The 24,299-nt window shown below is 60.5% G+C and carries 25 protein-coding genes and 4 tRNA genes; 3 read left to right on the top strand and 26 right to left on the bottom strand.

The window, feature by feature from the left end:
• Window positions 1-43: 43 nt before the first annotated feature.
• The 13 genes from E5720_RS14330 to rplJ all read right to left on the bottom strand — a co-directional run bounded on the left by E5720_RS14330 (window position 44) and on the right by rplJ (window position 13,238).
• Window positions 44-823 (bottom strand): hypothetical protein, encoded by a 780-nt coding sequence (locus tag E5720_RS14330; protein ID WP_136171199.1) that lies wholly within the window; start codon window positions 821-823, stop codon window positions 44-46.
• A 71-nt stretch (window positions 824-894) separates the two neighbouring features.
• Window positions 895-1,584, bottom strand: a complete 690-nt coding sequence (locus tag E5720_RS14325) for a hypothetical protein (RefSeq protein ID WP_136171198.1) — start codon at window positions 1,582-1,584, stop codon at window positions 895-897.
• 72 nt (window positions 1,585-1,656) lie between these two features.
• On the bottom strand, window positions 1,657-2,904 hold the full coding sequence (locus E5720_RS14320; protein WP_136171197.1) for an MlaD family protein: 1,248 nt from the start codon (window positions 2,902-2,904) through the stop codon (window positions 1,657-1,659).
• Complete coding sequence (locus E5720_RS14315) at window positions 2,901-4,181, bottom strand: MCE family protein (protein ID WP_136172709.1); 1,281 nt, start codon at window positions 4,179-4,181, stop codon at window positions 2,901-2,903. Before E5720_RS14315 ends, E5720_RS14320 begins: the two co-directional genes overlap by 4 nt.
• An 11-nt stretch (window positions 4,182-4,192) precedes the next feature.
• Window positions 4,193-5,476 carry an MCE family protein gene (locus E5720_RS14310; protein ID WP_136171196.1) on the bottom strand — a complete coding sequence of 428 codons (1,284 nt, stop codon included), beginning with the start codon at window positions 5,474-5,476 and terminating at the stop codon, window positions 4,193-4,195.
• Window positions 5,476-6,468, bottom strand: a complete 993-nt coding sequence (locus E5720_RS14305) for an MCE family protein (RefSeq protein ID WP_136171195.1) — start codon at window positions 6,466-6,468, stop codon at window positions 5,476-5,478. The genes E5720_RS14310 and E5720_RS14305 overlap by 1 nt, the downstream gene beginning before the upstream one ends.
• On the bottom strand, window positions 6,465-7,532 hold the full coding sequence (locus tag E5720_RS14300) for an MCE family protein (RefSeq protein ID WP_136171194.1): 1,068 nt from the start codon (window positions 7,530-7,532) through the stop codon (window positions 6,465-6,467). Before E5720_RS14300 ends, E5720_RS14305 begins: the two co-directional genes overlap by 4 nt.
• On the bottom strand, window positions 7,529-8,884 hold the full coding sequence (locus E5720_RS14295) for an MCE family protein (RefSeq protein WP_136171193.1): 1,356 nt from the start codon (window positions 8,882-8,884) through the stop codon (window positions 7,529-7,531). The genes E5720_RS14300 and E5720_RS14295 overlap by 4 nt, the downstream gene beginning before the upstream one ends.
• Complete coding sequence (locus tag E5720_RS14290; RefSeq protein ID WP_136171192.1) at window positions 8,881-9,741, bottom strand: ABC transporter permease; 861 nt, start codon at window positions 9,739-9,741, stop codon at window positions 8,881-8,883. Before E5720_RS14290 ends, E5720_RS14295 begins: the two co-directional genes overlap by 4 nt.
• A 6-nt stretch (window positions 9,742-9,747) precedes the next feature.
• Complete coding sequence (locus tag E5720_RS14285) at window positions 9,748-10,542, bottom strand: ABC transporter permease (protein ID WP_136171191.1); 795 nt, start codon at window positions 10,540-10,542, stop codon at window positions 9,748-9,750.
• Between the two features lie 5 nt (window positions 10,543-10,547).
• Window positions 10,548-11,786: an ABC transporter ATP-binding protein gene (locus E5720_RS14280; RefSeq protein WP_247595968.1), complete on the bottom strand. Its 1,239-nt coding sequence runs from the start codon at window positions 11,784-11,786 to the stop codon at window positions 10,548-10,550.
• A gap of 399 nt (window positions 11,787-12,185) precedes the next feature.
• Window positions 12,186-12,572 (bottom strand): 50S ribosomal protein L7/L12, encoded by a 387-nt coding sequence (gene rplL / locus E5720_RS14275; RefSeq protein ID WP_084346137.1) that lies wholly within the window; start codon window positions 12,570-12,572, stop codon window positions 12,186-12,188.
• 84 nt (window positions 12,573-12,656) lie between these two features.
• Window positions 12,657-13,238, bottom strand: a complete 582-nt coding sequence (gene rplJ / locus E5720_RS14270; RefSeq protein ID WP_084346138.1) for a 50S ribosomal protein L10 — start codon at window positions 13,236-13,238, stop codon at window positions 12,657-12,659.
• Window positions 13,239-13,737: 499 nt separating this feature from the next.
• On the opposite strand from rplJ, the gene E5720_RS14265 reads away from it, so the two are divergent.
• Together E5720_RS14265 and E5720_RS14260 are read left to right on the top strand one after the other, a co-directional pair.
• The gene (locus E5720_RS14265; protein WP_136171189.1) at window positions 13,738-15,708 is read left to right on the top strand and encodes a CocE/NonD family hydrolase; all 1,971 of its coding nucleotides are present in this window, start codon (window positions 13,738-13,740) and stop codon (window positions 15,706-15,708) included.
• 8 nt (window positions 15,709-15,716) lie between these two features.
• Complete coding sequence (locus E5720_RS14260) at window positions 15,717-16,628, top strand: alpha/beta hydrolase (protein ID WP_136171188.1); 912 nt, start codon at window positions 15,717-15,719, stop codon at window positions 16,626-16,628.
• Window positions 16,629-16,684: 56 nt separating this feature from the next.
• On the opposite strand, the gene rplA is transcribed toward E5720_RS14260, so the two are convergent.
• The 11 genes from rplA to E5720_RS14205 form a co-directional block, all read right to left on the bottom strand.
• Complete coding sequence (rplA, locus tag E5720_RS14255; protein ID WP_136171187.1) at window positions 16,685-17,404, bottom strand: 50S ribosomal protein L1; 720 nt, start codon at window positions 17,402-17,404, stop codon at window positions 16,685-16,687.
• Window positions 17,405-17,502: 98 nt separating this feature from the next.
• A complete protein-coding gene (gene rplK, locus E5720_RS14250; protein WP_084346142.1) occupies window positions 17,503-17,940 on the bottom strand; it encodes a 50S ribosomal protein L11 in 438 nt (145 codons plus the stop codon).
• Between the two features lie 63 nt (window positions 17,941-18,003).
• Window positions 18,004-18,834: a transcription termination/antitermination protein NusG gene (nusG, locus tag E5720_RS14245; RefSeq protein WP_136171186.1), complete on the bottom strand. Its 831-nt coding sequence runs from the start codon at window positions 18,832-18,834 to the stop codon at window positions 18,004-18,006.
• Window positions 18,835-18,907: 73 nt separating this feature from the next.
• Window positions 18,908-19,372, bottom strand: a complete 465-nt coding sequence (gene secE, locus E5720_RS14240) for a preprotein translocase subunit SecE (protein WP_136171185.1) — start codon at window positions 19,370-19,372, stop codon at window positions 18,908-18,910.
• Window positions 19,373-19,438: 66 nt separating this feature from the next.
• Window positions 19,439-19,511 (bottom strand) — tRNA-Trp (locus tag E5720_RS14235).
• A 195-nt stretch (window positions 19,512-19,706) separates the two neighbouring features.
• Window positions 19,707-20,132: a (3R)-hydroxyacyl-ACP dehydratase subunit HadB gene (gene hadB, locus E5720_RS14230; RefSeq protein WP_136171184.1), complete on the bottom strand. Its 426-nt coding sequence runs from the start codon at window positions 20,130-20,132 to the stop codon at window positions 19,707-19,709.
• On the bottom strand, window positions 20,119-20,604 hold the full coding sequence (gene hadA / locus E5720_RS14225; protein ID WP_210730056.1) for a (3R)-hydroxyacyl-ACP dehydratase subunit HadA: 486 nt from the start codon (window positions 20,602-20,604) through the stop codon (window positions 20,119-20,121). Before hadA ends, hadB begins: the two co-directional genes overlap by 14 nt.
• A gap of 157 nt (window positions 20,605-20,761) precedes the next feature.
• Window positions 20,762-20,929: a 50S ribosomal protein L33 gene (gene rpmG / locus E5720_RS14220; protein WP_084346147.1), complete on the bottom strand. Its 168-nt coding sequence runs from the start codon at window positions 20,927-20,929 to the stop codon at window positions 20,762-20,764.
• 84 nt (window positions 20,930-21,013) lie between these two features.
• Window positions 21,014-21,086: transfer RNA gene (locus E5720_RS14215), tRNA-Met, on the bottom strand.
• An 82-nt stretch (window positions 21,087-21,168) separates the two neighbouring features.
• Window positions 21,169-21,241, bottom strand: a tRNA-Thr gene (locus tag E5720_RS14210).
• A 149-nt stretch (window positions 21,242-21,390) separates the two neighbouring features.
• Window positions 21,391-21,473: transfer RNA gene (locus E5720_RS14205), tRNA-Tyr, on the bottom strand.
• 155 nt (window positions 21,474-21,628) lie between these two features.
• Here E5720_RS14205 and E5720_RS14200 point away from each other — a divergent pair.
• The gene (locus tag E5720_RS14200; protein ID WP_136171182.1) at window positions 21,629-22,129 is read left to right on the top strand and encodes a YajQ family cyclic di-GMP-binding protein; all 501 of its coding nucleotides are present in this window, start codon (window positions 21,629-21,631) and stop codon (window positions 22,127-22,129) included.
• A gap of 98 nt (window positions 22,130-22,227) precedes the next feature.
• On the opposite strand, the gene htpX is transcribed toward E5720_RS14200, so the two are convergent.
• Entirely contained in the window at window positions 22,228-23,088 is an 861-nt protein-coding gene (gene htpX / locus E5720_RS14195; RefSeq protein ID WP_136171181.1) for a zinc metalloprotease HtpX, read from the bottom strand.
• Window positions 23,089-23,161: 73 nt separating this feature from the next.
• Window positions 23,162-24,181, bottom strand: coding sequence for a polyprenyl synthetase family protein (locus tag E5720_RS14190; RefSeq protein ID WP_136171180.1), 1,020 nt, complete (start codon window positions 24,179-24,181; stop codon window positions 23,162-23,164).
• Window positions 24,182-24,299: the final 118 nt, after the last annotated feature.

Genomic DNA, 24,299 nt, shown 5'->3' with positions numbered 1-24,299 from the left:
TATCCGATCACATGCACGGATCGGCCACGATCCGACGAAAGATCTACTTGTCCGACAGTGCCGACAACAGCCACTTCCCGTCGACCTTCTCGAGGTTGATGGTGATCGGTCCTTCGGCGTTGCCTTGCGCTACACCTTCTCGAGTCGCACTGACATTCAAGTTCGCAACCAGTTCAGCCATGTCGTCCTCGAGGATCGTGACGCCGATGTCGGTCAAGCTGGCCTCTGTCGCTGTCCGAGTCTGCTGAACAGCCGACTTCGTCGTCTCGGCCGCCTCGTTGAAATCGGAGAGCATCTGTGGATTGAGGTAGGTTCGCGCCCTGTCGAAATCCTCGTCGATGGTCGTATCTTTGTACGAGTACAAAGTAACGACGGCGTCCGTCGCAGCACGAGTGGCCTCTGATGTTGCGCCCTGATCCACCCATGCCTGGTTGTCGATCGTCGCACCAGGCCGAAACGCCGCAACCACTGCAAAGGCGGCCAGGACGACGGCGACTATGCCGACGACGATCACCGGTTTCCAGTTGGTTCGTTTCGAAGTGGTGACAGCGCCGACTTTCGGAGCATCGACGGGCTCTGCCGGGTCTGCTTTCTCAGCCTTCGCAGTGGACACCTTCGGCGTCGCAGGGGACGTCGTGTCGGCCGCTTCTGTACCGCCGGAGGGACCTACTCCGGACGCATTCGCAGCTGGAGACGCTTCGTGAATAGCAGAATCCTGCACATGTGCAGGTTCTCCGCTCGGAGGTCGGTTCGATCCGGCGACCTTCTTACGGGCCTTGCTGGTGGTGTTGGGTGGAACTATTTTCCGGCGCTGAGGAGGCACTGCGGACAACTCCTTGTGAGATATGGTCTTCGACCGACGCACACGTGGTTCGACGAAACATCCGGACGGGCTTACTGTCCACCGGTTGCGTCAGGTACCGCCGCGGGACCTTCGATTGTGGACGGTGCCGCGTTCGGATCGACCGGCACTGCAGTCGGATCCGTCGGCGCGGCGTTCTGGGCGCCAGCACCGTTGTCGAGGGCGATTCCGGTCCCTACGGGGTCGACCTTGTTGGCCTTCCACGTACCGTCCACGTCTTCCATGAACAGGCGCAAGGTCAGCTTGCTTTTGACTGCGGGGCGATCCGGCCAGGTCGTGGTCGTGGCGATGACCACGAGCGCCGTTGCGGTTCCCTCATCGGCGCTGAGTTCGGTGAGGGTCCCGTGCAGCAATTCCGCTGAACCTTTGGCACCCGAATTGCGTACTGCGTCGGAGATGGTCGACTGAGTGGAAGTCAGGTCGTTCAACATCGAGTCACCGGTGATAGAGGACTTCATGTCCTCGAACGACTGGTCGATATTGGCAGCATCGACGGTGTTGAGATTGATCGCCACCTGCTGCGCACCTGTCAACGCAGAATCACGCGTATCGGCGATGGGCTTGTCGACGAAGAGAGCTCGCCCCCAGCCTATTCCGAACCACACCGCAGCGACGAGAGCTGCGACGGCAACGATGGATACGCCGATCAGGACCGGCCTTGCTTTGTTCTTCGACCCAGGAGACGACGGTGTCGCCTCCTGGCTGTCGGTGTTTGACGTCACACTCACAACCCTACTACTCAGTAACTTCGGTTCCATCGGTAGGACCGCAGCCACCGGCCACGGTACCGACACTTACTTCGGTGACGCTCCCACCAGGGGCGCGAGCTGAGTGGCGATCGGATTCAAGTTGAGCTTGTCCGGATCGACCTTCGGCTTCAGATCCCACGGTTGGGGGATCGCTGGGTCCGCGAAAACGATGCGGTTCGAGCTACGCACACCGGTGATACTGCCCTGTGGTGTTGCACAATTCGCTTGCAAGTTCAGCGGATAGTTTTCCTGGGTCAGATCGAAGTTGGGGTTCTTCGCCTTCTCCTCGTCCAGGATCGCCTGCGAACCCTCGTAGCCGATTGTGCAGGGTGGTGGATTGTTCGCTTCCAGCAACAACCCCTGGTGAACGGTCCCGTCCCCTGGCGTGATCGTGCTCGCGCCCGCTGCCAAGGCCGGCAGAAAAATCAGCAACGGTTTCAGCGCCAATGCACGCGGCGCGGCAAGAGAGGTCACCGAATTGATGTTCGTCAGATCCGTCGTCAGAGCCGGACCGGCTTCCGCAATCAACGCGCCCACCTGATCGCTTGCCGCTGTCCCGGTATTGATGAGCCGTCTGATGTCCGGATCGTTGCTTCGGAGCTGGGCTGTCACGTTGTTCAGATCGTTGCTGAATTGCCGAATCGACGAGGACTGTTCGGATTGCGTGTCCAGAACCGTTCGGGTGTCACGAACGAGCGCGAGCGTCTGGGGTAGTGCCTCGTTTCCGGTCTCCGTCAGCGTTCCAAGTGAATCGATCAGTAACTGCAGGTCGTCGCCCTTGCCATTGAATGCGGCTCCGAGTTCCTTCACTACGGTGGTCAGATTTTTTGTCGGAACCGAACTCACCAATCGATCAGTGCTGGCGAGCACCTTTTCCACCGGGACAGGAGTCGCCGTGTTCGCTTCGGTGATGATCGAACCGTCTTCCAGATACGGTCCCTCGTCGCTTGTCGGCTGCAGATCGACATACTGCTCTCCGATAGCGGATCTGTTGGCCACCACGGCCTTTGCCGAAGACGGAACGCTCGGTCCGCCATCGTTCAACAGCAACTCCACGTTGATGCCGTCCGAGGTCAGCGACAAAGCGCCGACAGTTCCCACTGGTACACCGCGGTAGGTCACTTCGGCGTTCTTGAAGATTCCCCCGGAGTCCGCGAATTGAGCGTTGACGCTGTACTGCCCGAAACCGAGCAGGTTGTCGATACGAACATACTTTCCGCCGACGTAGAGAACACCGAGCACGGCGACGAGGACGAACGCGATGAGCTGAAATTTGACCAGCCTCGACCTCACTGTCCACCTCCGAATTGCTCGATCAGATCATTCAGCGGGCCGAACGGGGCCGGCTTCGCCGCACCGTTCACAACCGCCGAAACCGGCTGCGTTCCTGGTGCCACCGGCACACCGGGAGCAGGTGCAGGGGCAGGGGTGATCGGCGGCAACGGCAGCAACGAGACTGTGGGCCAGCCTGGACGTGGCCCATTACCGTTGTAGTACGGGTTCGTCGGGTCGACCAGAGGCAGGGTGTCACCGTACTTCGGCGGGATGTAGACCGGATCGCCCTCCCCGACACCGAGGTTACGCAGAGTGGTCCCGATCGACAGATCGAGAGAGAGGAACAGATTGGCAGAGTTCCCCTGAGTCACCTCTTCGATCCCGTCGGGGAACGGAAGCGTCGGGACCAGAGGCGCCGAGGTGACGATGTCGTCGGCCGCGCCCGCGAGCGCTTGCAGCGTCGGCCGAAGCGCACGTAGATCGGCGATGAGATTGTCCCTCGATTGATCGATGACATCGGTACCGACGGCGCCGAGACGATCCAGCTGAGACAGCATCTGGGTGAGCTGCGGACGCTGTTGCTCCAAAGTCGCCGTAGCGATCGGCAGGTCTTGCAGCACCCTGTCGATCTTCTCTGTCTGACCACTTACCTCGGTCGTCAGGACGTCGAGTCCGTCCAATGCTCTGGTGATGTCGTTGCGTTGCTCGTCCAACCCACCGATCAACGTGTTCGCCTGCTCCAGCAAACTGCGGGTCGTCCCTTCTCGACCGGAAAAGGCCGCGTTGAGCTCCTTGACGATCGGGGCTAGCTGACCGACACCACCGCCGTTGAGCAGCAACGACAATGCGCCGAACACCTGCTCGATATTGGTAGTGGCACGAGTCCGATCCAGCGGAATCGTGTCACCGTCGGAGAGCTTCTGCGGATCCGCGTCGCCCTTGGGCACCGTCAGCTGAATGAACTTCTCACCGAGGATCGAGGTCTGATCCACGGCGGCAAAAGCATTGGCAGGCAGATCTACCGAGTTGTTGACGACTACGCCTACGTTGGCTGTCCATTCCCCGTCCGCGACTGAGATCGAGTCGACGCGACCGACCTGGACGCCGTCGACCTTGACCGTCGACTGCGGAACCAGATCGAGGACGTCCTCGAATTGGATGGTCAGGTGCATCGGGTCGCCGCCGGTGTCCGCGCCACCTGGCAGCGGAATCGAATAGACCCCCTGCGAGCATGAACTAGCCGACAATACGACCACCGCAGCTCCGACGATCGCGACGAGTGGGCGCCTACCCATTTTCGACGTTCTCACTGTCCCCCTCCAAGCGACCGCTCGAGACCTGGCAATGGAGTGCCGCTGCTGAACCGCGGTGAGATAGATCCCGGCACGGTACCCGGAACCGCATTTCTTTGTTCCTTTTCACCGCTGAGCAACCCGAATGGAAGGACGAGATCTGGATTGTCGAGAACTGGTCCCTGGATCAGCTTGGTGAACTCACCGCACCGGTCGATGATCGGTTGAATCTGGGCACCCAGTTGTTCGAATCGCGGGTCCCCCGGAACCAGCTTGCCGAGGTCGATCAGCCTGCATACGGTTCCCAGCGGATCTTGAGTCTCACCCTGCAAGTTCGCACGGGATGCGAGAGTGCCTGACTCAGCGTCGTACGAGTTGACCAGATTGCTGATCGCAAGCGGCAGAATCGTCAGCGTTTCGACCAGCGACTCCTTGTGATCCGAAAGCGTCTGCGTCGGCTGCACCAATCCGTTGGCCGCTGTGACGAGCTGTTCGCGGTTGTCTGCGACGAACACAGCCACGTCACCGAGCGAGACCGACAGTTGATTCAACGCAGCGCCGAGGTCGTCTCGTTCTCCGTTGAGGAAGCCCGTCAGGTCTGCGAGCTGATTGTTGAACTCCCGAACCTGCTGATCGTTGGCAGCAAGCGCCGACACGAAGGTCTGCAGGTTCTTTACCGTATCGAACAAGTCGGCACGTGAGTCGCTGAGAGTTCGCGATGCCTCGGACAGCTGAGTGATCGTGTCCCCCAGAGCTTCTCCGTTACCTTCGAGGTTTGCTGCGCCGGTGTTGACAAGATCGGTGAGAGCACCGTTCTTGTTCGCCCCGTCCGGCCCGAGAGCACTGGAGAGCTCCTCGATACTGGCGTAGAGCTGATCGACCTCGACCGGGGTGGCGGTGCGTTCGCGCGGAATCACCGCGCCGTCGGACATCGTGTCACCGCCGGTATAAGCGGGGGCAAGCTGGACGTATCGGTCGGACACCAACGACGGCGTGATCTGAGCGGCCTTGGCATCTGAGGGAATGTCGACACCACGCTGGACGCGCATCTTCACCTCGACTTGGTCCCCCTGTGGCACCACGGAGGTCACTTTCCCAACCTCTACCCCCAGCACGCGCACATCGGAACCGGAATAGATTCCGACCGACTTGTCGAAGTAGGCGGTGATGTTCGTCGAACCGGCACGGGTGAGCAGCCACCAGCCGCCGACTGCAACGACCAAGACGACGATGACGACGCCGATGATCACCACACGTCCCCCGCCGGCCTTCTTTACGGATTCTCCGGTGTCACTCATCAGTTGCCCCCAAGGTCTTGCGCAGGCTGACGATAGCCAGGGATCAGTGGCAGGCCGGGAGGCGTGAGGTTGGCCAACGTGATGTCGAGCCAGCGTCCGTTACCGACGACGTTGGCGTAGAGCCGCACGAAGGGTGCGTAGAGCTCCAGTCCACGGGAGAGCGCGTCGTTGTTCTTGTTCAGAATGTCGATGACTCCGTTCAACTGCTGGAGCATCGGGTTGATCTGCTCTTCGTTGTCACGAACCAGGCCTGTGAGCTGCGCCGAAAGACGTTGCACGCCGGTCAGAAGCTGCGAGATCGACTGCTGCCGATTGTTGAGCTCGGCCAACAATGGGCCGGCGTCGGTGATGAGGCGGTTGAACTCTTCGTTTCGGTCTGCCAGAACCTTCGATGTCTTCCCTGTCGCCTCGAAGAGCTTTTTCAGGTCTGTATCGCGGCTGGCGATGGTCTCCGACAAGCGGCTCACCCCGTCCAGCGACGCCCGAACGTCGCCGGGGGTTTCGGAGAACGCTTGCGAGAGCGCCTCGAAGCTCGACGCCAGCTGCGGGGTGTCGATATCGGTAATGGTCGATGCCGCGTCGGAGAACGCGTCGATGACGTCGTACGGGGACGTGGTGCGCTCCAACGGGATCGGGTCCTTGGGTTTGAGCACCGCATCGCCGCGGGGATCGATGGCAAGGTACTTCTGACCCAGCACGGTCTTGATCTGGATGGATGCGGACGAGTTGTTCCCGACCCATGCGTCCTGGACTCGGAAGTCGACGACCACGCGGTCACCCGCGAGTTCCACGGAGTCGACCTTTCCGACCTTGACCCCGGCGATGCGAACTTCGTTGCCGGGCTTCAGGCCTGCAGCTTCGGAGAACTCGGCGCTGAACGTCGAGCCGGCTCCGAGAATGGGAAGCTTGTCGAGAAAGAAGACCGAAATTGTCGCAAGCAGCACGATCGAAATGCCGAGCGCGCCTAGTACCAGCGGGCTGCGCTTTGTCATTCTTGGATCCCCCCAGCTTTGCAACGCGAAGCCGAGTTCGTGTACAGCGGCTGATTCACAGTCGGAAGTCCTGTAGGCAAATTCAGATTGGGTGACGAACCCGGCCCGGCCTTGATGTCGAGACCACACAGATAGAAGGTGAACCACGATCCCTGCTGTGCGGTACGAACCAATTTGTCGAGCTTCTTCGGCAGCGTCTGGATCACCTTCGTCAGGTCACCTTCTCGGTTGTTCAACGTCGTCGCCAACGTGTTCAGCGCAGCGATCGAGCCCTGAATTGCCGGACGCGTCGGTTCGAGCAAACCAGCCGTCGCATCGGTCAGGCCTGCGAGCGAGGTGACGGCCGAACCGACCACCTCACGATCGGCAGAAAGTCCCGACACAAGTTGCTGAGTATTGACAATCAACGAATCGAGTTCCTTGTCATGCTGATTGACCGTTTGCAGCACCGTATTGAGATTGGTGATCACGGCGCCGATTACCTGGTCCTTGTCTGCAACGGTGTTCGTGAGGCTCGCGGTGCTGCGTACCAACTCCGAGATCGTTCCCGACTCACCCTGGAACACCTGAATGATCTGGTACGACAGCTTGTTCACGTCGTCGGCGTTGAGTGTGGTGAACAGTGGACGGAAGCCGTCGAACAACGTCGTCAGATTCACCGCGGGTTTCGTCTGCGCGAGCGGAATCGTCTTGCCCGGGTTGATCTTTCGGCCCTGTTCACCGGCACCCTGCTCGAGGGCGATGTAGCGCTGGCCTACCAGGTTCCGGTACCGCAGATTCGCAGTTACGGTGGCCGGCAGCCAGTCTCGACCCGACACCGAGAACTCGACTTCGGCCTCGCGCTCGTTGACGATCTTGATGTTTTTGACGTCACCGACGCGGACACCGGCGATGCGGACCTCGTCGCCCTTGTTCAGCGACGCCACATCGCTGAACACAGCGCTGTACGTCTCGCCACCACCACCACTGATGTTGGCAATCGAGAATGCGAGCGTCGCGGTGGCCAAGATAGTCACCACTGCGAACACGATCAGCTTGACGAGTGGAGCAAGAAGTCCCCTCATTTGATGGTCACCTCCGCTCCCCTCAGTGCCGGTGCTCCCAACGACGTCGTCCACGAGGGAATCTCGTTCGGGGCCACTCCCCCTGCCTGGCCGTAGATCACGGCCAGGGTGTCGCGCTCGAAATCGGAACCCTCGTAGCTTGCCGGTGCGGCATCACCGGTCGCAGCCCTGGGCACTGCCGAGTACTGCGGGGACGGTAGCTCTGGAACATCTTGCGGTCCTGGGTTTCTCGATGGAACCTGGTAGGAACCGTCGTTCGCGGAACCACCCGGGTACTGGGGGAAGAACTCTCCCGCGGCAGTGTCCGCCGGGGTGTAGCAGCGCGGACCGCGATCGTCGAACAGGCGCGGTTCATCCTGATTGGGCAGGTACCGCCCCTTGGGATTGACGAAGGACGCCGAGACGTTGATGCCCCGATACTCGTCACCGACGCCGATGACCTCCTGCGCGCGCGCCACAATGGGGGCGAACTGCGCAAATGTGCATCCGAACGACGGTGAATACTCTGCCAGCAACCCCAGCGCCTCCCTCGAATCGGCAGCGATAGCGATCAGATTCGACGAGTTGGCCTGGAGGAAATCGGCAGTACTCGAACTGGTCGACGTCAACGACGAAATCAACGTATCCACCGCAGGACGCTGTTCTACCAACGTGTTCCCGGTGACGCTGAGATTGTCGAGAGCATCGATCAGCTGCGGAGCAGCATCGGAATAGGTCTCGGAGAAGTCAGCGAGACCACGCAGACCCTGCTTGATGTTCGGGAGTTCGGTGTTCAAGCCTTTGAAGATATTGTCCAACCGATCGATCGTGAAACCGAGCTGCTCACCGCGCCCGCTCAACCCCTGCGCCAGCGCACCGAGCGTACTCGCCAGGTCCTGCGGCGGAATCGCTTCGAGCAACGGCAGCAGATTGTCGAGCAATTGACCGACCTCGATCGCATTGCCGCTGGTGTCCTGCTTCAACACAGTGCCGTTGGTGATCGACGACGCCGTATCACCTGGCGGGACTATCAGCGATACGTACCGCTCACCGAACAACGTCTTCGGAAGAAGCCGAGCCGTGGTGTTCGACGGAATCAACTCCGCCTTGTCCGGATCGATCGCCAGATGTGCAGTGACGACTCCGTCTTGGGTAGACGCCGAGCGCACCTCACCGACGATGAGGCCGCGGACCTTGACGTCTGCGTTGGCAGGCAAGGCGTTGCCGACAGAATCAGTCACGAGATCGATACTGACAACCTTCTTGAACGTCTTGTTGTACGAGGTGATCGACCACCCGACGAACAGGATGAGAATCAAGAAGAATGCAAGCCCGAGCAGAAGTCGCCTCAATCGCGATGGCGAGTCGATCATCCGGCAACCCTCACTGTGGTGGTGGTTCCCCAGATAGCGAGACTGAGGAAGAAGTCCAGAACAGCAATCGTCACGATGGCAGTTCGAACAGCGCGTCCCACGGCGACACCCACGCCCGCCGGACCGCCCGAAGCATGGAATCCGTAGTAGCAATGGATCATGATCAATACGAAGGCGAAGATCAACACCTTCAAGAACGAATACAGAACGTCTTCCGGCGGTAGGAAGAGGTTGAAGTAATGGTCGTACGATCCGCCGGACTGGCCGTTGAAGATCGTGCTGATCCCCCGCGAAGCGATATACGACGCGAGCAGACCTACGATGTACAACGGAATGACGGCGACGAAACCGGCGATCATGCGGGTCGTCACCAAGAACGGAACGCTGGGGACTGCCATGACCTCGAGCGCGTCGATCTCCTCCGAGATGCGCATCGCCCCGAGCTGCGCTGTGAAGCCGGCTCCTACGGTCGCGGACAGCGCGAGACCGGCGACGATGGGGGCGATCTCGCGAGTATTGACGTATGCGGACAAAAAGCCGGTGAGGACCGAACTGCCGAGCTGCTCCAGTGCGGCATAGCCCTGTAGTCCGACGACGACGCCTGTTGCGCCGGAAAGCATCACGATGACACCGATGGTGCCGCCGATGACGGCGAGCGCACCGCTACCGAAGGTGACCTCTGCAAGAAGACGCAGAACTTCCTTCTTGTAATGAATCAGAGTGCGGGGTATCCACCCGATCGCACGGCCGTAGAACGACATTTGCTCGCCGGCTTTGTCGAGCACGTTCAGCGGTGCACTCGCAACGCGTTTCACGCGCATCAGGGTACGGTCGCCCCGACCTTTCGAGATGGTCATTGCGCGTCAGCTTCCCTTCGCCGGAACAACCTGGAGGTACACCAGGGTCAGAATGAGGTTGGCGAAGAACAACAACAGGAAGGTGATGACCACCGTCTGATTCACTGCTTCACCCACGCCCTTCGGACCCGGGTTCGGGTTGAGGCCCTTGTAGGAGGCGATGATTCCGGCGATGAGGCCGAAGATGGCCGCCTTCAATTCTGCAACGTAGAGATCCGGAAGCTGAGCGAGCGCCGAGAAAGACGAAAGATAGGCGCCCGGGGTACCACCTTGTAGAACGACATTGAAGAAGTAGCCGCCGGTAATTCCGACGACCGACACGAGGCCGTTGAGCAGCAACGCGATAAGAATCATCGCGAGGACCCGAGGGACCACCAGTCGGTGCACCGGATCGATACCCAACACACGCATTGCGTCGATCTCTTCGCGGATCGTCCGCGAACCGAGGTCAGCGGTCACTGCAGAACCGGCGGCGCCGGCAATGAGAAGTGCCGTGACAATCGGACTTCCCTGCTGAATGACTGCGAGAACACTTGCGGCGCCGGTGAAGGACTCTGCACCGAGCTGCTTGATCAGCGACCCGGTCTGAAGTGAGACGACAGCACCGAATGGAATGGCAACCAGAGCCGTCGGCAAAATCGTGACGCTGGCAATGAACCAGGCCTGCTCGATGAACTCGCGGAACTGAAATGGCCTTCTGAATGTGTTCCGTGCGACGTCTACGAGCAGTTCGACAATGTTTCCGGCTTGCGCAATTGCGGCTTCCGCCGGAGCGAAAACGGACTTTTTGGAACTGCCCATAGCTCTTACTGTCCCCGCCCCTGCGATGGGCTGTGGCCCGGATCGTGGTGGCCCGCCTCGTAACCAGAGTTGTCGTACCCGGCGCTGTCCTGACCCGGGTTGCTGTAACCGGAGTTGTCATAAGCAGCGTTGCCGTAAGCAGCGTTGTCATACGAAGCGTTGCCGTAAGCAGCATTGCCCTGGCCCTGACCCTGCCCTGCTTCGGCGTAATTGCCATCTTCGTACGAGCCCGCGCCACTGTAGGCCGGAGTGTGATCACCTGGGTCGGTGGTGTCGAGGCTTTCCTGAATGGCGACCTGTGCGCTGTGCGGGAGCGTATGCATGATCTGGCGTACGCGTTCCTGACGACGCCCCACCGCCTTGCGCACCGGTGTACCTGGGGTGGCCTTCATCTGCGGGACAATGCCTTCGACGTCCTCGACACCGCCGGCGTGGTGACCGGCATCGACCATCGCCTGCTCCTGCGCCATCTGCGCTTCGTCCTTCTCCTCCGACATTCCGATCGGTCCGATCATCGTGCCGTTCAAGAACTGCTTCACCACCGGCTCGTCGGAGGTCAACAGCACCTCGCGGGGACCGAACATCACCAGCTGACGACGGAAGAGCATCCCAATATTGTCCGGGACCGTCCGCGCCAGGTTGATGTTGTGCGAGACGATCAGAATGGTGGCATCGATCTCGGCGTTGATATCGATCAAGGTCTGCGAGATGTAGGTCGTGCGCACTGGGTCCAAACCGGAGTCCGGCTCGTCGACGAGGATGATTTCCGGGTCGAGTACCAGGGCACGAGCCAGGCCGGCGCGCTTGCGCATACCACCGGAAATTTCACCGGGAAGCTTTTCCTCCGCGCCGATCAGACCCGTCAGCTCCAGCTTCTCCATCACGATCTTGCGGACGTCCGATTCGGACTTCTTCGTGTGCTCACGAAGCGGAAACGCGACATTGTCGTAGAGATTCATCGATCCGAACAATGCGCCGTCCTGGAACAGCACTCCGAACAACTTGCGGATCTCGTAGAGCTCCCTCGAGGAGCACTGCAAAATATCTGTCCCATCGATGAAGATCTTGCCGTGCTCAGGACGGAGCAAACCGATCAACGACTTCAAGAACACCGACTTACCCGTACCCGACGGCCCCAACAGCGCACTGACTTCACCCGACGGCAACGTCAAAGAGACGTCCTGCCAAATCTTCTGTACACCGAAAGACTTGGTCAATCCCTCGACCGAAACCTCGACTCCCACGCTGACCTCCACAGTTCATTGACATCGACCCTCATGTGGGTTGCGTCACTCTATCGCATGCAAGTGTCCGCACCGACAATGGAGCCTACTGCCGAGTAACAACATCCTCGGATCCGGGCCCGGATCCTGCAGTCAGTGTGACCTATCACAGGGCGGCGCGCGGGCAACTCGCCGAATTTCCGCTCAGCTCCGAGTGTCGGCGCTGCAAACGAGCGCCGGTATGTCGTCGAACACTGTTTTCGGCGGGTCGAAAAGATCATCCGGTCACCATTCGGCGCATAAAGCAGAAGGCACGCTCCGACAGAATTCATTTCAGAGAGCACAAAAAGGGCCATCCCCGTTGTGGGGATGGCCCTTTCGTAGTAACAGAACAGACCGTCAAAGCGGCCCATCAAAGAATTACTTGATGGAGATCTTCGCGCCTGCTGCTTCGAGCTTCTCCTTGGCTGCCTCGGCAGCATCCTTGGCGACCTTCTCCAGGATGGCCTTCGGAGCGCTCTCGACGAGATCCTTGGCTTCCTTCAGGCCGAGGCCGGAAACGACCTCGCGGACGACCTTGATGACCTGGATCTTCTTGTCGCCAGCCGACTCGAGCACGACGTCGAACTCGTCCTGCTCTTCTGCAGCCTCGGCCGGAGCGCCGGCTGCGCCTGCAGCGGCAACTGCGACGGGAGCGGCTGCGGTGACCTCGAAGGTCTCCTCGAATGCCTTTACGAACTCACTGAGCTCGAGGAGGGTGAGCTCCTTGAACTGGCCGAGCAATTCTTCGGTGCTGAGCTTCGCCATGGTGGCGGGTCCTTCCTGATAAGTACTCCAGTCGCTGATCCGCGACGAAAGTGTTTCGGGTTGAGCTGTTCGCTGGTGCGCGGATCAGCTTTCGGCGGGAGCTTCCGCCGGGGCTTCTGCTTCTACAGGAGCCTCGGCAGCTGCGGGTTCTCCTGCTGCCTTCTTCTCCTGCAATGCGAACGCCAAGCGGGCGAACTGCGATGCGGGAGCGTTGAACAGGCCTGCAGCCTTCGACAAGTTGCCCTTCATGGCACCTGCGAGCTTTGCCAACAGGATTTCGCGCGACTCGAGGTCGGCGATCTTGTTGATCTCGTCCACGGACAGCGTTGCGCCGTCCATGTAGCCGCCCTTGATGACCAAGGCCTTGTTGTCCTTAGCGAAGGCCTTGATGGCCTTCGCAGCGTCGACCGGCTCGCCCTTGATGAATGCAATGGCGGTCGGTCCGACGAACAATTGGTCGAGCCCGGTGATACCGGCCTCGGCAGCTGCACGCTTGACCAGGGTGTTCTTGGCGACGGAGTACGTGGCACCATCGCCAAGTGCACGTCGGAGCTGCGTCAGACCGGAAACCGACAAACCGCGGTATTCCGTGACGACAGCAGCCGTCGATCCCTTGAACTGTTCGGTGATCTCCGATACTGCTGAGATCTTTTCGGGCTTTGCCATACTTCGCCTCCTCTCGTTGAGGTTTTGTCGATCGCGAGAGGGCCGGAAAACGACGAACGCCCCGGCGCAAGAAGCACACGGGGCGTAGACATACGTACGGCTCGGAGGCCGTACAGCAGGTCCCTGACCTCGTTCTCCTGCGTGGGTCGTCCGAACATGCTCGGACCTTCAACCGCATACCTCTCAGGACGTCCTGAAATCAGAACAAGCCCTCGAGAAAGGCGGTGACCAACGGTCTTGGGTAGAACTTGATTTGGGCGGATCATCCCGCGGTCACTCGAAAGTCACCGTGATCAGAACCGTCGCCCAGGTTACCTCAGCCGGGGCGCCAACTCCAAAACGAGCGGTGACCGGCAGTCCTGGTTTCGAACAGAAGTGCACGCAGAGCACGGTCGGCGCCCTGTGACCACACACCAAGTAGTCGCCGAACACACTGTCAGTTGGGACAATATTGCCCTGTTGAAAGACAAACGGCGTCGATGACTGTTCAATCAGATACATGACGGCAGCACAACTACGTCCATTGCTTCGCCCCGGCCGCGCTCCCGGGTCGGGAAGCGAGCGCGACCCCAGCGGGGGTACCGCAGCTCAGCGGTGGCGTGCACTGATCGACGAGCACCCTCTCCACCCGAAGATCGCCATCTCGAAGAACGTACGAATCCCGATGAGCGACGGCGCTGTGCTGCGCGCCTACGTCTTTCGCCCTGCCGATGCATCGGGACGTGCTGTGCAGGCCGAATTTCCTACCGTCCTCAACATCACGCCCTACAACAAACTGCTCGTCAAGGGGATCGACTCGGTCCTCGACACTCCGGTGATCGGTCCCCTGATCAGAAAGTTCTCTGCATCATTCGACCTCTTGGGCAGCCCATTCGACGGCATCACCGAGATAACCAGGGTCGTCGCAGGTGGAGCCGCCGACCTGATGTCGGTCAATCGCCATCTGGTGCGCAGTGGATACGTGCAGATCATCGTCGACGTTCGCGGAACCGGGTCATCGACGGGAACATGGGATGTTCTCGGCACCCGTGAGCAACTCGATTCGCTCGAGATCATCGAATGGGCAAGGAACCAGGGGTGGTGCAACGGTCGAATCGGCATGGCAGGAATTTCGTACTCCGCGATCAACGCGCTCCAGTCTGCTTCGAAACGACCCGCCGGACTCGAGGCAGTTTTCGCAGTGGAAGGCTCGGTGGACATAGTTCGGGAAATCTTCGCGACCGGTGGTGCTCCATCGCTGTTCATTCCGTTGTGGCTCACCGCAGTCAATGCGCTCAAGTGGGCACCGTCCCTCGGCGATCTCGAGTTCACGGAATGGCTACGGGACCGAATGCGCTCGCCCGCAACCGATCTCCTCGACCTGGCCAGGGGTTTCGTCACTGGCGGTGATCCGCGAATCTACGACGTCGACTACTACGACACGATCAACGCGACTATCGAGGAGATCACCGCCCCGACATTCCTTTACGGCTGCTGGCACGACATCTTCGGCGGATCGGCGCCCGATATCTACAACCGGCTGTCACTACCGCGCGGAGACAAACAACTTCTCGTCGGCGACGGGTACCACGGGAACCCGGGTATCGGATTCGGCGAACCCGGGTTTCCACCACGACTCGATGTGCTCGAGCGCGCCTGGTTCGACAAATGGCTTCGCGACGAGGACAACGGAATCGAAAACTACGGACCCGTCACCCTTCGCCAGCAAGGCGGACAGTGGACCGCGCACGGCAGATTCCCCGCACCGCAGGCGCACCCCACGCGGCTGTATCTCTCAGCTGCGACGTCGGGGACGGCGCCACATGCGGTGGACGATGGAAGTCTCGGGAGCTCACCCGATGGGACATGCGGTGAATTCACAGTGCGGCCGTCGTTGTGGTCGATCATCTCGCGCGACACCACTCAGGTTCTTGCAGGCATCCCCGCCGTTCTCGGTGGTGGATTCACCTATGACAACAGAACCGCCGAGCGGGGGGCACTGACCTTCACCACGCCCGTCGCCCACTCCGACACCGTCCTTTCGGGTCCGATGAACCTCCACCTCCGAGTGGTGTGTCATGCCCCGGAAGCACTATGGGCGATCATGCTGTGCGACGTCGATCCGCACGGGCGATCCACCGTCCTGACCAACGGCGCGCTGTTGACTACACGTCGCGCGGTGGACGACGAGTTGTCCCTCTACGCACCCAACGGTGACTACACCCGCCCGCATCACCCGCTCACGGCAGCAACTCTCCTGCCTGTTCCCATCGGTCGGCCGTTGACTCTCGATGTCGATCTACTGACCACCGAAGCGATGATCGCAGCGGGCCACCGTCTCCGGGTCGACGTCTTCCCCACGGACGCACCACGATTCATGCCCATTCTCCCGGATCTGCTGCGCACGCGGGGGCGAAGACAAGACCTGATCCTCGACCCCGAGCACCCGAGCTTCCTCGTGGTTCCGCTACTCGGCGAACCTGGCTGGTAAGGAGAACCATGCACTCCACAACGGGTTTCGCGCCCTCGAATTCGATCGAGATCGCCTACGAGGACATGGGCAATCCGAACGACCCTGTGGTTCTGATGATCATGGGCCTGAGCGCCCAGATGACGTTGTGGCCACGCGAGTTCTGCGAACGGATTGTCCGGCAAGGCTTTCGAGTCATCCGATTCGACAACCGCGACATCGGCTTGTCCACCAAGATGGACGGCCACCGTATCGAAGGTTCGATGCTGCTGCGGTTGTTGCGTACCGAACTCGGTGCGTCCAGCAAAGTTCCATACACGTTGAGGGACATGGCACTCGATGCGCTCGGACTGCTCGACTACCTCGAAATTCCGCGGGTGCACGTCATCGGCGCATCGATGGGCGGAATGATCGCGCAGGTATTCTCCGGCCTGTATCCGGAGCGAGTATCGAGCACCGCAATCATTTTCTCCAGTACCAACGAGGCCTTCCTGCCGCCACCTGATCCACGGGCGTTGCTCCCACTCATGAAGGGCCCAGGACCGGATGCAACGCGCGAGCAGATCATCGCGCACTCGGCCAATACCCGTCGGGTCATCGGCAGCCCTGCGTACCCGACACCGCTCACCGAACTACTCGTGACAGCCGGTGAGATGTACGACCGCAACTATTACCCCGCGGGTGCACTTCGCCACATGGCTGCAGTTACCGGAACCGGCAGTCTGCGGCGGATTGCCGCATCGATCACTTCCCCTGCCGTCGTGATCCATGGACGCGCCGACCGGCTGATGCGGCCGGCAGGTGGGAGGGCCGTCGCGCGTGCGATCGAAGGCTCGAAACTGCATCTGATCGAGGGCATGGGGCACGACCTCCCAAAGCCACTGTGGGACGAAATCCTCGGCGAGTTGTCCACCAACTTCGCGAAGGCCGCAACTATCTGACGCAAAAAGGCCGGCCCCATCCAGGGGGCCGGCCTTTTCTTGTCGTTGCGGTGTGACTACGCGGTCACATCGTTCTCGAGAAGGTTACGCGTGCGGGTCGGGTCGACCTGAATGCCCGGGCCCGTCGTGGTCGATACGGTGATCTTCTTGACGTAGCGGCCCTTGGCGGAAGACGGCTTTGCGCGCAGGATCTCGTCCAGTGCAGCGCCGTAGTTCTCCACCAGCTTGGTCTGATCGAACGACGCCTTGCCGATGACGAAGTGCAGGTTGGCCTGCTTGTCGACACGGAAGTTGATCTTGCCGCCCTTGATGTCGTTGACGGCCTTGGTCACATCGTTGGTGACTGTGCCCGTCTTCGGGTTCGGCATCAGGCCACGCGGTCCGAGGACGCGGGCGATGCGGCCGACCTTGGCCATCTGGTCGGGGGTAGCGATCGCTGCGTCGAAGTCCAGGAATCCGCCCTGAATACGCTCGATCAGATCCTCGGCGCCTACAACGTCGGCTCCTGCTGCCTGCGCCTCGATGGCCTTCTCGCCAGCGGCAAAAACAATAACCCGAGCGGTCTTGCCGGTGCCGTGGGGAAGGTTGACGGTGCCGCGCACCATCTGATCGGCCTTGCGAGGGTCGACACCGAGACGAACAGCAACCTCGACGGTCGGATCGAACTTGGTCGACGCCGTGTCCTTGGCCAACTGTGCTGCTTCGAGCGGCGAGTACAGGTTGTCAGCGTCGATTTTTGCTGCCTGCTCGAGGTACGCCTTACTTCGCTTTGCCATGTTTACTGTCCAATCGTTGGTTCAGAAGTGGTTGACGGGCCTGGCCGGCCCTACCACGTCGTACGGTGGTCAACTCCGGGTAGGAGCTGACGAGGAGGTCATCCCTCTACGGTGATACCCATCGAGCGAGCAGTGCCTGCGATGATCTTCGCGGCCTGATCGATGTCGTTGGCGTTCAAGTCTTCTGCCTTGGTCTTGGCGATCTCGCGCACCTGATCCATGGTCACCTTGGCGACCTTGGTCTTGTGCGGCTCGCCCGAACCCTTGGCTACGCCTGCTGCTTTGAGGAGCAGCTTGGCTGCCGGCGGAGTCTTGAGCTTGAAGTCGAACGTGCGGTCTTCGTAGACCGAGATCTCGACCGGCACGACGTTTCCGCGCTGCGACTCCGTCGCTGCGTTGTACGCCTTGCAGAACTCCATGATGTTGACGCCGTGCTGACCCAGCGCGGGACCGACGGGAGGGGCCGGGTTGGCCATTCCTGCCTGGATCTGGAGCTTGATAATCCCGGCTAGCTTCTTCTTCTTCTTCGGGGGCATTTCTTTTTCCTTGTATTCGCTCGGGTTTCTTGCGGTTGCTACTGCAAGTTGTGAGGAGGCCGGCTAGATCTTGGCGACCTGGGTGAAGCCGAGTTCGACCGGAGTCTCTCGACCGAAGATCGACACCAGAACCTTGAGCTTCTGCTGCTCGGCATTGACCTCGCTGATACTGGCCGGAAGGGTCGCGAACGGGCCGTCCATGACGGTAACCGACTCTCCGACCTCGAAGTCGACCTCGACGGTCGGCTTCGAAGAAGACTCGCCCTGATCGCCGGACATCTTCGAGTCCTTGGCGTCCTTCTTCGAGCCTTCCTGCGGCATCAGGAACTTGACGACCTCGTTGATGGTCAACGGGGAAGGGCGCGAGGTAGCGCCGACGAACCCGGTCACACCGGGAGTGTTGCGCACCGCACCCCAGGACTCGTCGTTCAGTTCCATGCGGACCAAGATGTAACCCGGCAGAATCTTACGGTTGACCTGCTTGCGCTGGCCGTTCTTGATCTCGGTGACCTCTTCGATCGGAACCTCGACCTGGAAGATGTAGTCGCCGACGTCAAGGTTCTGAACTCGGGTTTCGAGGTTGGCCTTGACCTTGTTCTCGTACCCTGCGTACGAGTGGATGACGTACCAGTCGCCGGGGGCGCGCCGCAGCGCAGCCTTCATCTCCGCAACTGGATCCTCGGGTTCGGCTGATATGTCAGCATCGACACTTGAATCGGCGTCGTCACCCTCGGTCGGAACGTCCTCACCGGCGGCGGCCGCGACGTCGGCCTTGATGGCTTCGTCGGTCTCGCGGTCCTGAGCGGCCTGCTCCGCTTCGAGGCCCTGCTTGGTCGCCTCGACATCGGCGTCGAATGCGGCCACTTCGGTGGCGTCGTTGTGCGGCGTGCTCACAGCAGCACCCTTTCTTTCGTTTCGTGCGTGTCGGCGGTCGTCGACCTGGTCGTCGCAGTGTGGTCGTGAAGTTTCAGCCGAACAGCCAGCCGACACCCTTGATGAACGCCAGATCCGAGCCGCTGATGAACGCAACCATGAACACCACGAACGCGAGCACTACCGAGGTGTATGTGACCATCTGCTTGCGGTTCGGCCAAATGACCTTACGCAACTCGGTGATGACCTCACGGAGAAACTTACGCAAGCGCTTGAAAATATTCATGCGCTTCGGCTGACGAGTTCTGTCAGCACGAGTCGAGATCTTGGCTGTCGACGACTTGGTGACGGAGACCTTGCCGGTAGATGCTCCATCGGCAGACTCTGCGTCCGACGCAGTGCGCGTCCGACGAGTTGTTCGTTTGCCGGTCGGCCGGACCGCTGCTGTCGAATCGGCTGCACCCTCGGTGGCAGCTCGGTCGGCGGTGCGGGCCGCGGCGTCGTCGGGCGTCGACGAGTCCTCGGACTGGTCGTCGCGCTTTCCGCGCTCCTCGCTCACCGTCGTTCCTCTCAGTAGCTGACACCGTTGCAGCCCCCGCCGATGGCGGGAGACGAGCAACATGGGCAGGGGCGACAGGACTTGAACCTGCAACCTACGGTTTTGGAGACCGTTGCTCTACCAATTGAGCTACGCCCCTTCGGCACTACCCGCACGCGGGTGGAACCGTTCTGGAATTACACAACACTGCGTTACACAACATACGCGCCAACCCTGGACTTTCGAAATGATAGCCATGGCAGCGCGCAGGGCTGAGCAACCCCAGAAACTCAGTGTACTGCACGGCATGTAAACCCTGAAATCCCTACGCGGGATCACTGGATCGACAGACCGGTTACGCCAGACGAACGGTCGCAGTCGCCCGTCCGAAGATCTTCTTGCCCTCGAACTTCGCGGTAATCGCGACAACTGCCGACTTGGACTCCACATCGACCGATTTGACCTTGCCGGTGTATTCCACGGACGCGGCCGAATCTGCCGGAACATACACCGAGCTGGTGAAACGAACGTTGTACTCGGTCACCGCACCCGGATCGCCGAGCCACGCTGTCACAAAGCCCGCCCCGAGACCCATCGTCAACATGCCGTGCGCGATCACGTTGTCCAAGCCCGCAAGCTTGACTACCTCGTCGCTCCAGTGGATCGGGTTGGGATCTCCGGAGACCCCGGCGTAGTTGACCAAGTCGCCGCGAGTGAGTTTGACGATACGATCGGGAAGTTCCTCACCGACCGTGACATCGGCAAATCTACGAAGCGCCATGCATGATCACGTCCTTCACTGCGTGGGCGATGTTCTCGTCGACTTCGCCCCCCGTACGGGCCACCAGGGTCGTCCAGGTGGTCTGCACGAGTTCACCGTGTTGGTCCGTGACGATATTCTTCGTCGTGATGATGTCGCTACCACTCATCTGACGGAAAGACTCGAGGTGCACTTCGCAAGTGAGCTCGTCGCCGACCTGGATCGCCTTGTGAAACTGCAGACGCTGATCGGTCTGAAGAATCTGACTCGGGTCGTAACCGGTGATGATCTCTTTGAACATCTTCGACTGCGCGATGATGCCGACGAGGGAGATGAAGGTCAGCGGCGCCAGCAGGCCGTCGTAGCCGAGTGCCTTGGCGGCATCCTCGTCATGGTGCGCCGGATGGAGATCCTGAACGGCGCGAGCATACTCCCGCACCTTTTCGCGACCGACCTCGTACGGCTGATCCACCCTGTAATGGTGGCCGACCATACCGGCAGCATGCGCGGCGGGATCTTGAACTGACTCAGTCACGCGGTATACGAACCTTTTCTACCCAGGACGCCACAGACGTTAGGTTTCGAAGTGTAAGCCCAACGCGTGGCATCGACTCCGAACGAAGAAGAGCGGCCGGCGAACCGGCCGCTTCCTAACGAGATTCGCGGTGTGAGCGGTGCGTGCCGCAGTTCGGGCAGAATTTCTTCAGCTCGAGGCGATCGGGATCGTTACGACGGTTCTTCTTCGTGATGTAGTTGCGGTGCTTGCAAACCTCGCAGGCCAAGGTGACCTTGGGCCGCACATCGGTGGAGGAGGCCACTGGACGCCTACTTTCGGGTAAATCTGATCCGGTTAATCAGGACTGTGCTTACTTCTGGTGCTGCGTGTATCTGGTCTTCTTGTGTAGCGGTGACCGGACTTGAACCGGCGACGCAACGATTATGAGTCGTTTGCTCTACCAACTGAGCTACACCGCCTCAGGTGCTCACCCCTACACCTTCTCACTTCCGAGTGTGTAACCGAAAGTAAGGGTGCCGACGCGAACCATCCAACCCAGCGAGCCCCCTAACGGAATCGAACCGTTGACCTTTTCCTTACCATGGAAACGCTCTACCGACTGAGCTAAGGGGGCGTGGCGACAAGCACGGCTGGCCGTGCACTGAAGCCTTCAAGAGGTTACACATTCCTAGCGTCGAGTACCAAATTGCATGCTCAGCGCCGGTGAAACGTAACTCTTCAAGTAGAAACCCCAGCGAGTAGAAACTCGCCGGGGCTCCTGGGTGGCAGATGTAGGATTCGAACCTACGTAGGCATACGCCGACGGATTTACAGTCCGCTCCCATTGGCCGCTCGGGCAATCTGCCGTGCTTGCACCGAAGAGATTCGCTCTCCTCGATGCGGTTTGAAGAATACAACGAACGTGCCCCTCGAACGCAAACCGGGTGCATAGAGGCCATGCAAACGGGCTAACGTCGGGGTAAGTGCCTTGCGCAATTCGATTCGACACAGGAGTAGTCAAGTGGCAGATTCGTCCTTCGATGTGGTGAGCAAGGTCGACCGTCAGGAGGTCGACAACGCAGTAGGACAGGCGGCGAAGGAGCTGTCGACGCGCTTCGATTTTCGCGGCTCCGACACGACGATCGAGTGGTCGGGCAGCGGCGAAGCAGAGGTGATCGTCATCACGTCCGAGAGTGAAGAAAAAGTCAAGGCCGCGCTCGACGTGTTCAAGGAAAAGTTGATCCGACGCGACGTCTCACTCAAAGCGTTCGAGGCCAACGACCCGGCGCCATCCGGCAAGATCTACAAGGTCACCGGCAAGCTGGTACAGGGAATCACCACCGAGAACGCCAAGAAGATCACCAAGAAGATTCGCGACGACGGCCCCAAGGGCGTCAAAGCGCAGATTCAAGGGGACGAACTTCGCGTCAGCAGCAAGAAGCGTGACGATCTGCAAGCCATTCAGTCGATGCTCAAGGGCGAGGACTTCGGCATCGCATTGCAGTTCGTCAACTACCGGTAGGTGATCGACTGGGCTTGATACGACGGCTCGATACGACTTGGCTTGATACGACGTAGGTGGGTAAGACGTGAGCTGAAGCTCACTTTCCGCCTACGTCGTCAGCCGCCCATCGCCATCCGCTCCAGACGCTCGATCCGCTCAGCCATCGGCGGGTGAGTCGAGAAGAGCCGTCCGACCTTCTCTCCCGCTCTGAACGGGTTAGCGATCATCAGGTGCGACTCCGCGGCGATCCGCGGCTCAGGCGGCAATGGGGCGGCCGCAATGCCGCGCTCCAACTTGCGCAGCGCCGACGCCAACGCCAACGGATCACCGGTGAGCTCGGCGCCCGACTGATCGGCTTGATACTCCCGCGACCGCGACACCGCGAGCTTGACGACGGTTGCCGCGATGGGTCCGAGCAACGAAACGAGAATGAGCGCGACCGGATTGGCGCCCCCGTTTCCGCGGCCACCGAACATGGACGCGTACAGCGCAAAGTTCGCGAGGCCGCTGACCACTGCGGCCATCGCCCCTGCGACGGAAGAGATCAGGATGTCCCGGTTGTAGACGTGAGAAAGCTCATGTCCCAGAACCGCTCGGAGTTCACGTTCGTCGAGGATCGCCAAGATGCCGGTGGTGCAGCACACAGCTGCGTTCCTCGGGTTGCGACCCGTGGCGAACGCGTTGGGACTGTTGGTGGGGCTGATGTACAGCGCCGGCATGGGCTGATGCGCGATGGTGGCCAGCTCGAGCACGATCTTGTACATGGCAGGTGCCTCGAGCTGAGTCACCGGCTGGGCATGCATCGATCGCAGCGCGAGCTTCGCACTGTTGAAATAGACGTAGCCGTTCATTCCGATGGCAAAAACGACCGAGCCGAAGAGTACGACCGGGCTCCGAAACAGTGCACCGACGAATACGATCAGCGCGGACATCGCGACCAGCAACCCGAACGTCTTTGCCCCGTTTGCGAACCGCAATGGTGCCTCTTCCTCGAGTGTCGTGGTTGTTCACTGTGAGAACGTCCACGACACTCGACAAGGTTCCCTACGGTCAGCCCACTCGCTCGACGGTGTAGTGGACCAGGCGTCCCAGCGCGTCGTTAGCGGCACCCTGTGGGAGCTTCGCCAGCTCGGCGTAGGCCTTGTCGGCGAACTCTTCCAGTGTCGCTTTGGCCTTTGCCATTCCTGGCGAGCGCTCCAACAGTTGGAGTGCTTCGGCCAATTCGGCGTCGTCGGTGACGGGTCCGTCGAGTAGCACTCGGAGGCGGTCGCCGTCGACGCCCTGCTCGGCGAGTGCGTAGAGCACAGGCAGAGTGTGGACACCTTCGCGCAGATCGGTGCCGGGCGTCTTACCGGACTGCTCGGACTCCGACGAGATGTCGATGATGTCGTCGGAGATCTGGAACGCCGTGCCTACGGCATCGCCCAGGCGTTCGAGGCCGGCGACATGTTCGCTGTCCCCGCCCGAGAACGTCCCGCCGAACCTTCCGCACGCGGCGATCAAAGACCCGGTCTTCTCCCACACGACCTTGAGGTAGTGCGCGACCGGATCCTGGTCCGCTTTGACGCCGATCGTCTCGCGCATCTGGCCGGTGACCAGCTCTGCGAACGTCTCGGCGATGATTCGAACTGCTTCGGGACCGAGCGTGGAGACCAGCCGCGACGCGTGCGCGAAGAGGTAGTCGCCTGCCAGGATCGCGATGCTGTTTCCCCATCGCGCGTTGGCGCTCTCGGCGCCACGTCGCATCGAGGCTTCGTCCATGACGTCGTCGTGGTAGAGCGTGGCCAAATGGACGAGCTCGACGACCGTCGCCGCGGTCACCACTGCATCATCGGTCGGATTGGGTCCCAGCTGGGCAGTCAGCACGGTGAACAACGGGCGGAAACGCTTTCCACCGGCCCGCGCGAGATGCAACGCGGCCTCGGTGAGGAAGTCTTCGCCGTCGGACAGTTCCGAGATCATCAGATTCTCGACGCTGACCAAACCTGCGGCCACGGTTCGTGCAAGCTCTGGATCGACCAGATCCACCCCGGCAACGACCGTCGATCCGGCCGCGTCGTCTGTGCTCACGTTTGTTGGTCCTGTCCTCGGTGTCTTGATCGGATCTGAAATCTCGATTGTTGGTCGGCGCCCCCGGATACCCGCTACTACCGTAGTGAATCTAGTGCGCGCCGTACCCACAAGGTGC

Source organism: Rhodococcus sp. PAMC28707, assembly GCF_004795915.1.
In the GTDB taxonomy this organism is placed as follows: domain Bacteria; phylum Actinomycetota; class Actinomycetes; order Mycobacteriales; family Mycobacteriaceae; genus Rhodococcoides.
Note: the sequence above shows the minus strand (reverse complement) of the source record. Positions and strands in the feature narration are given on the sequence as shown.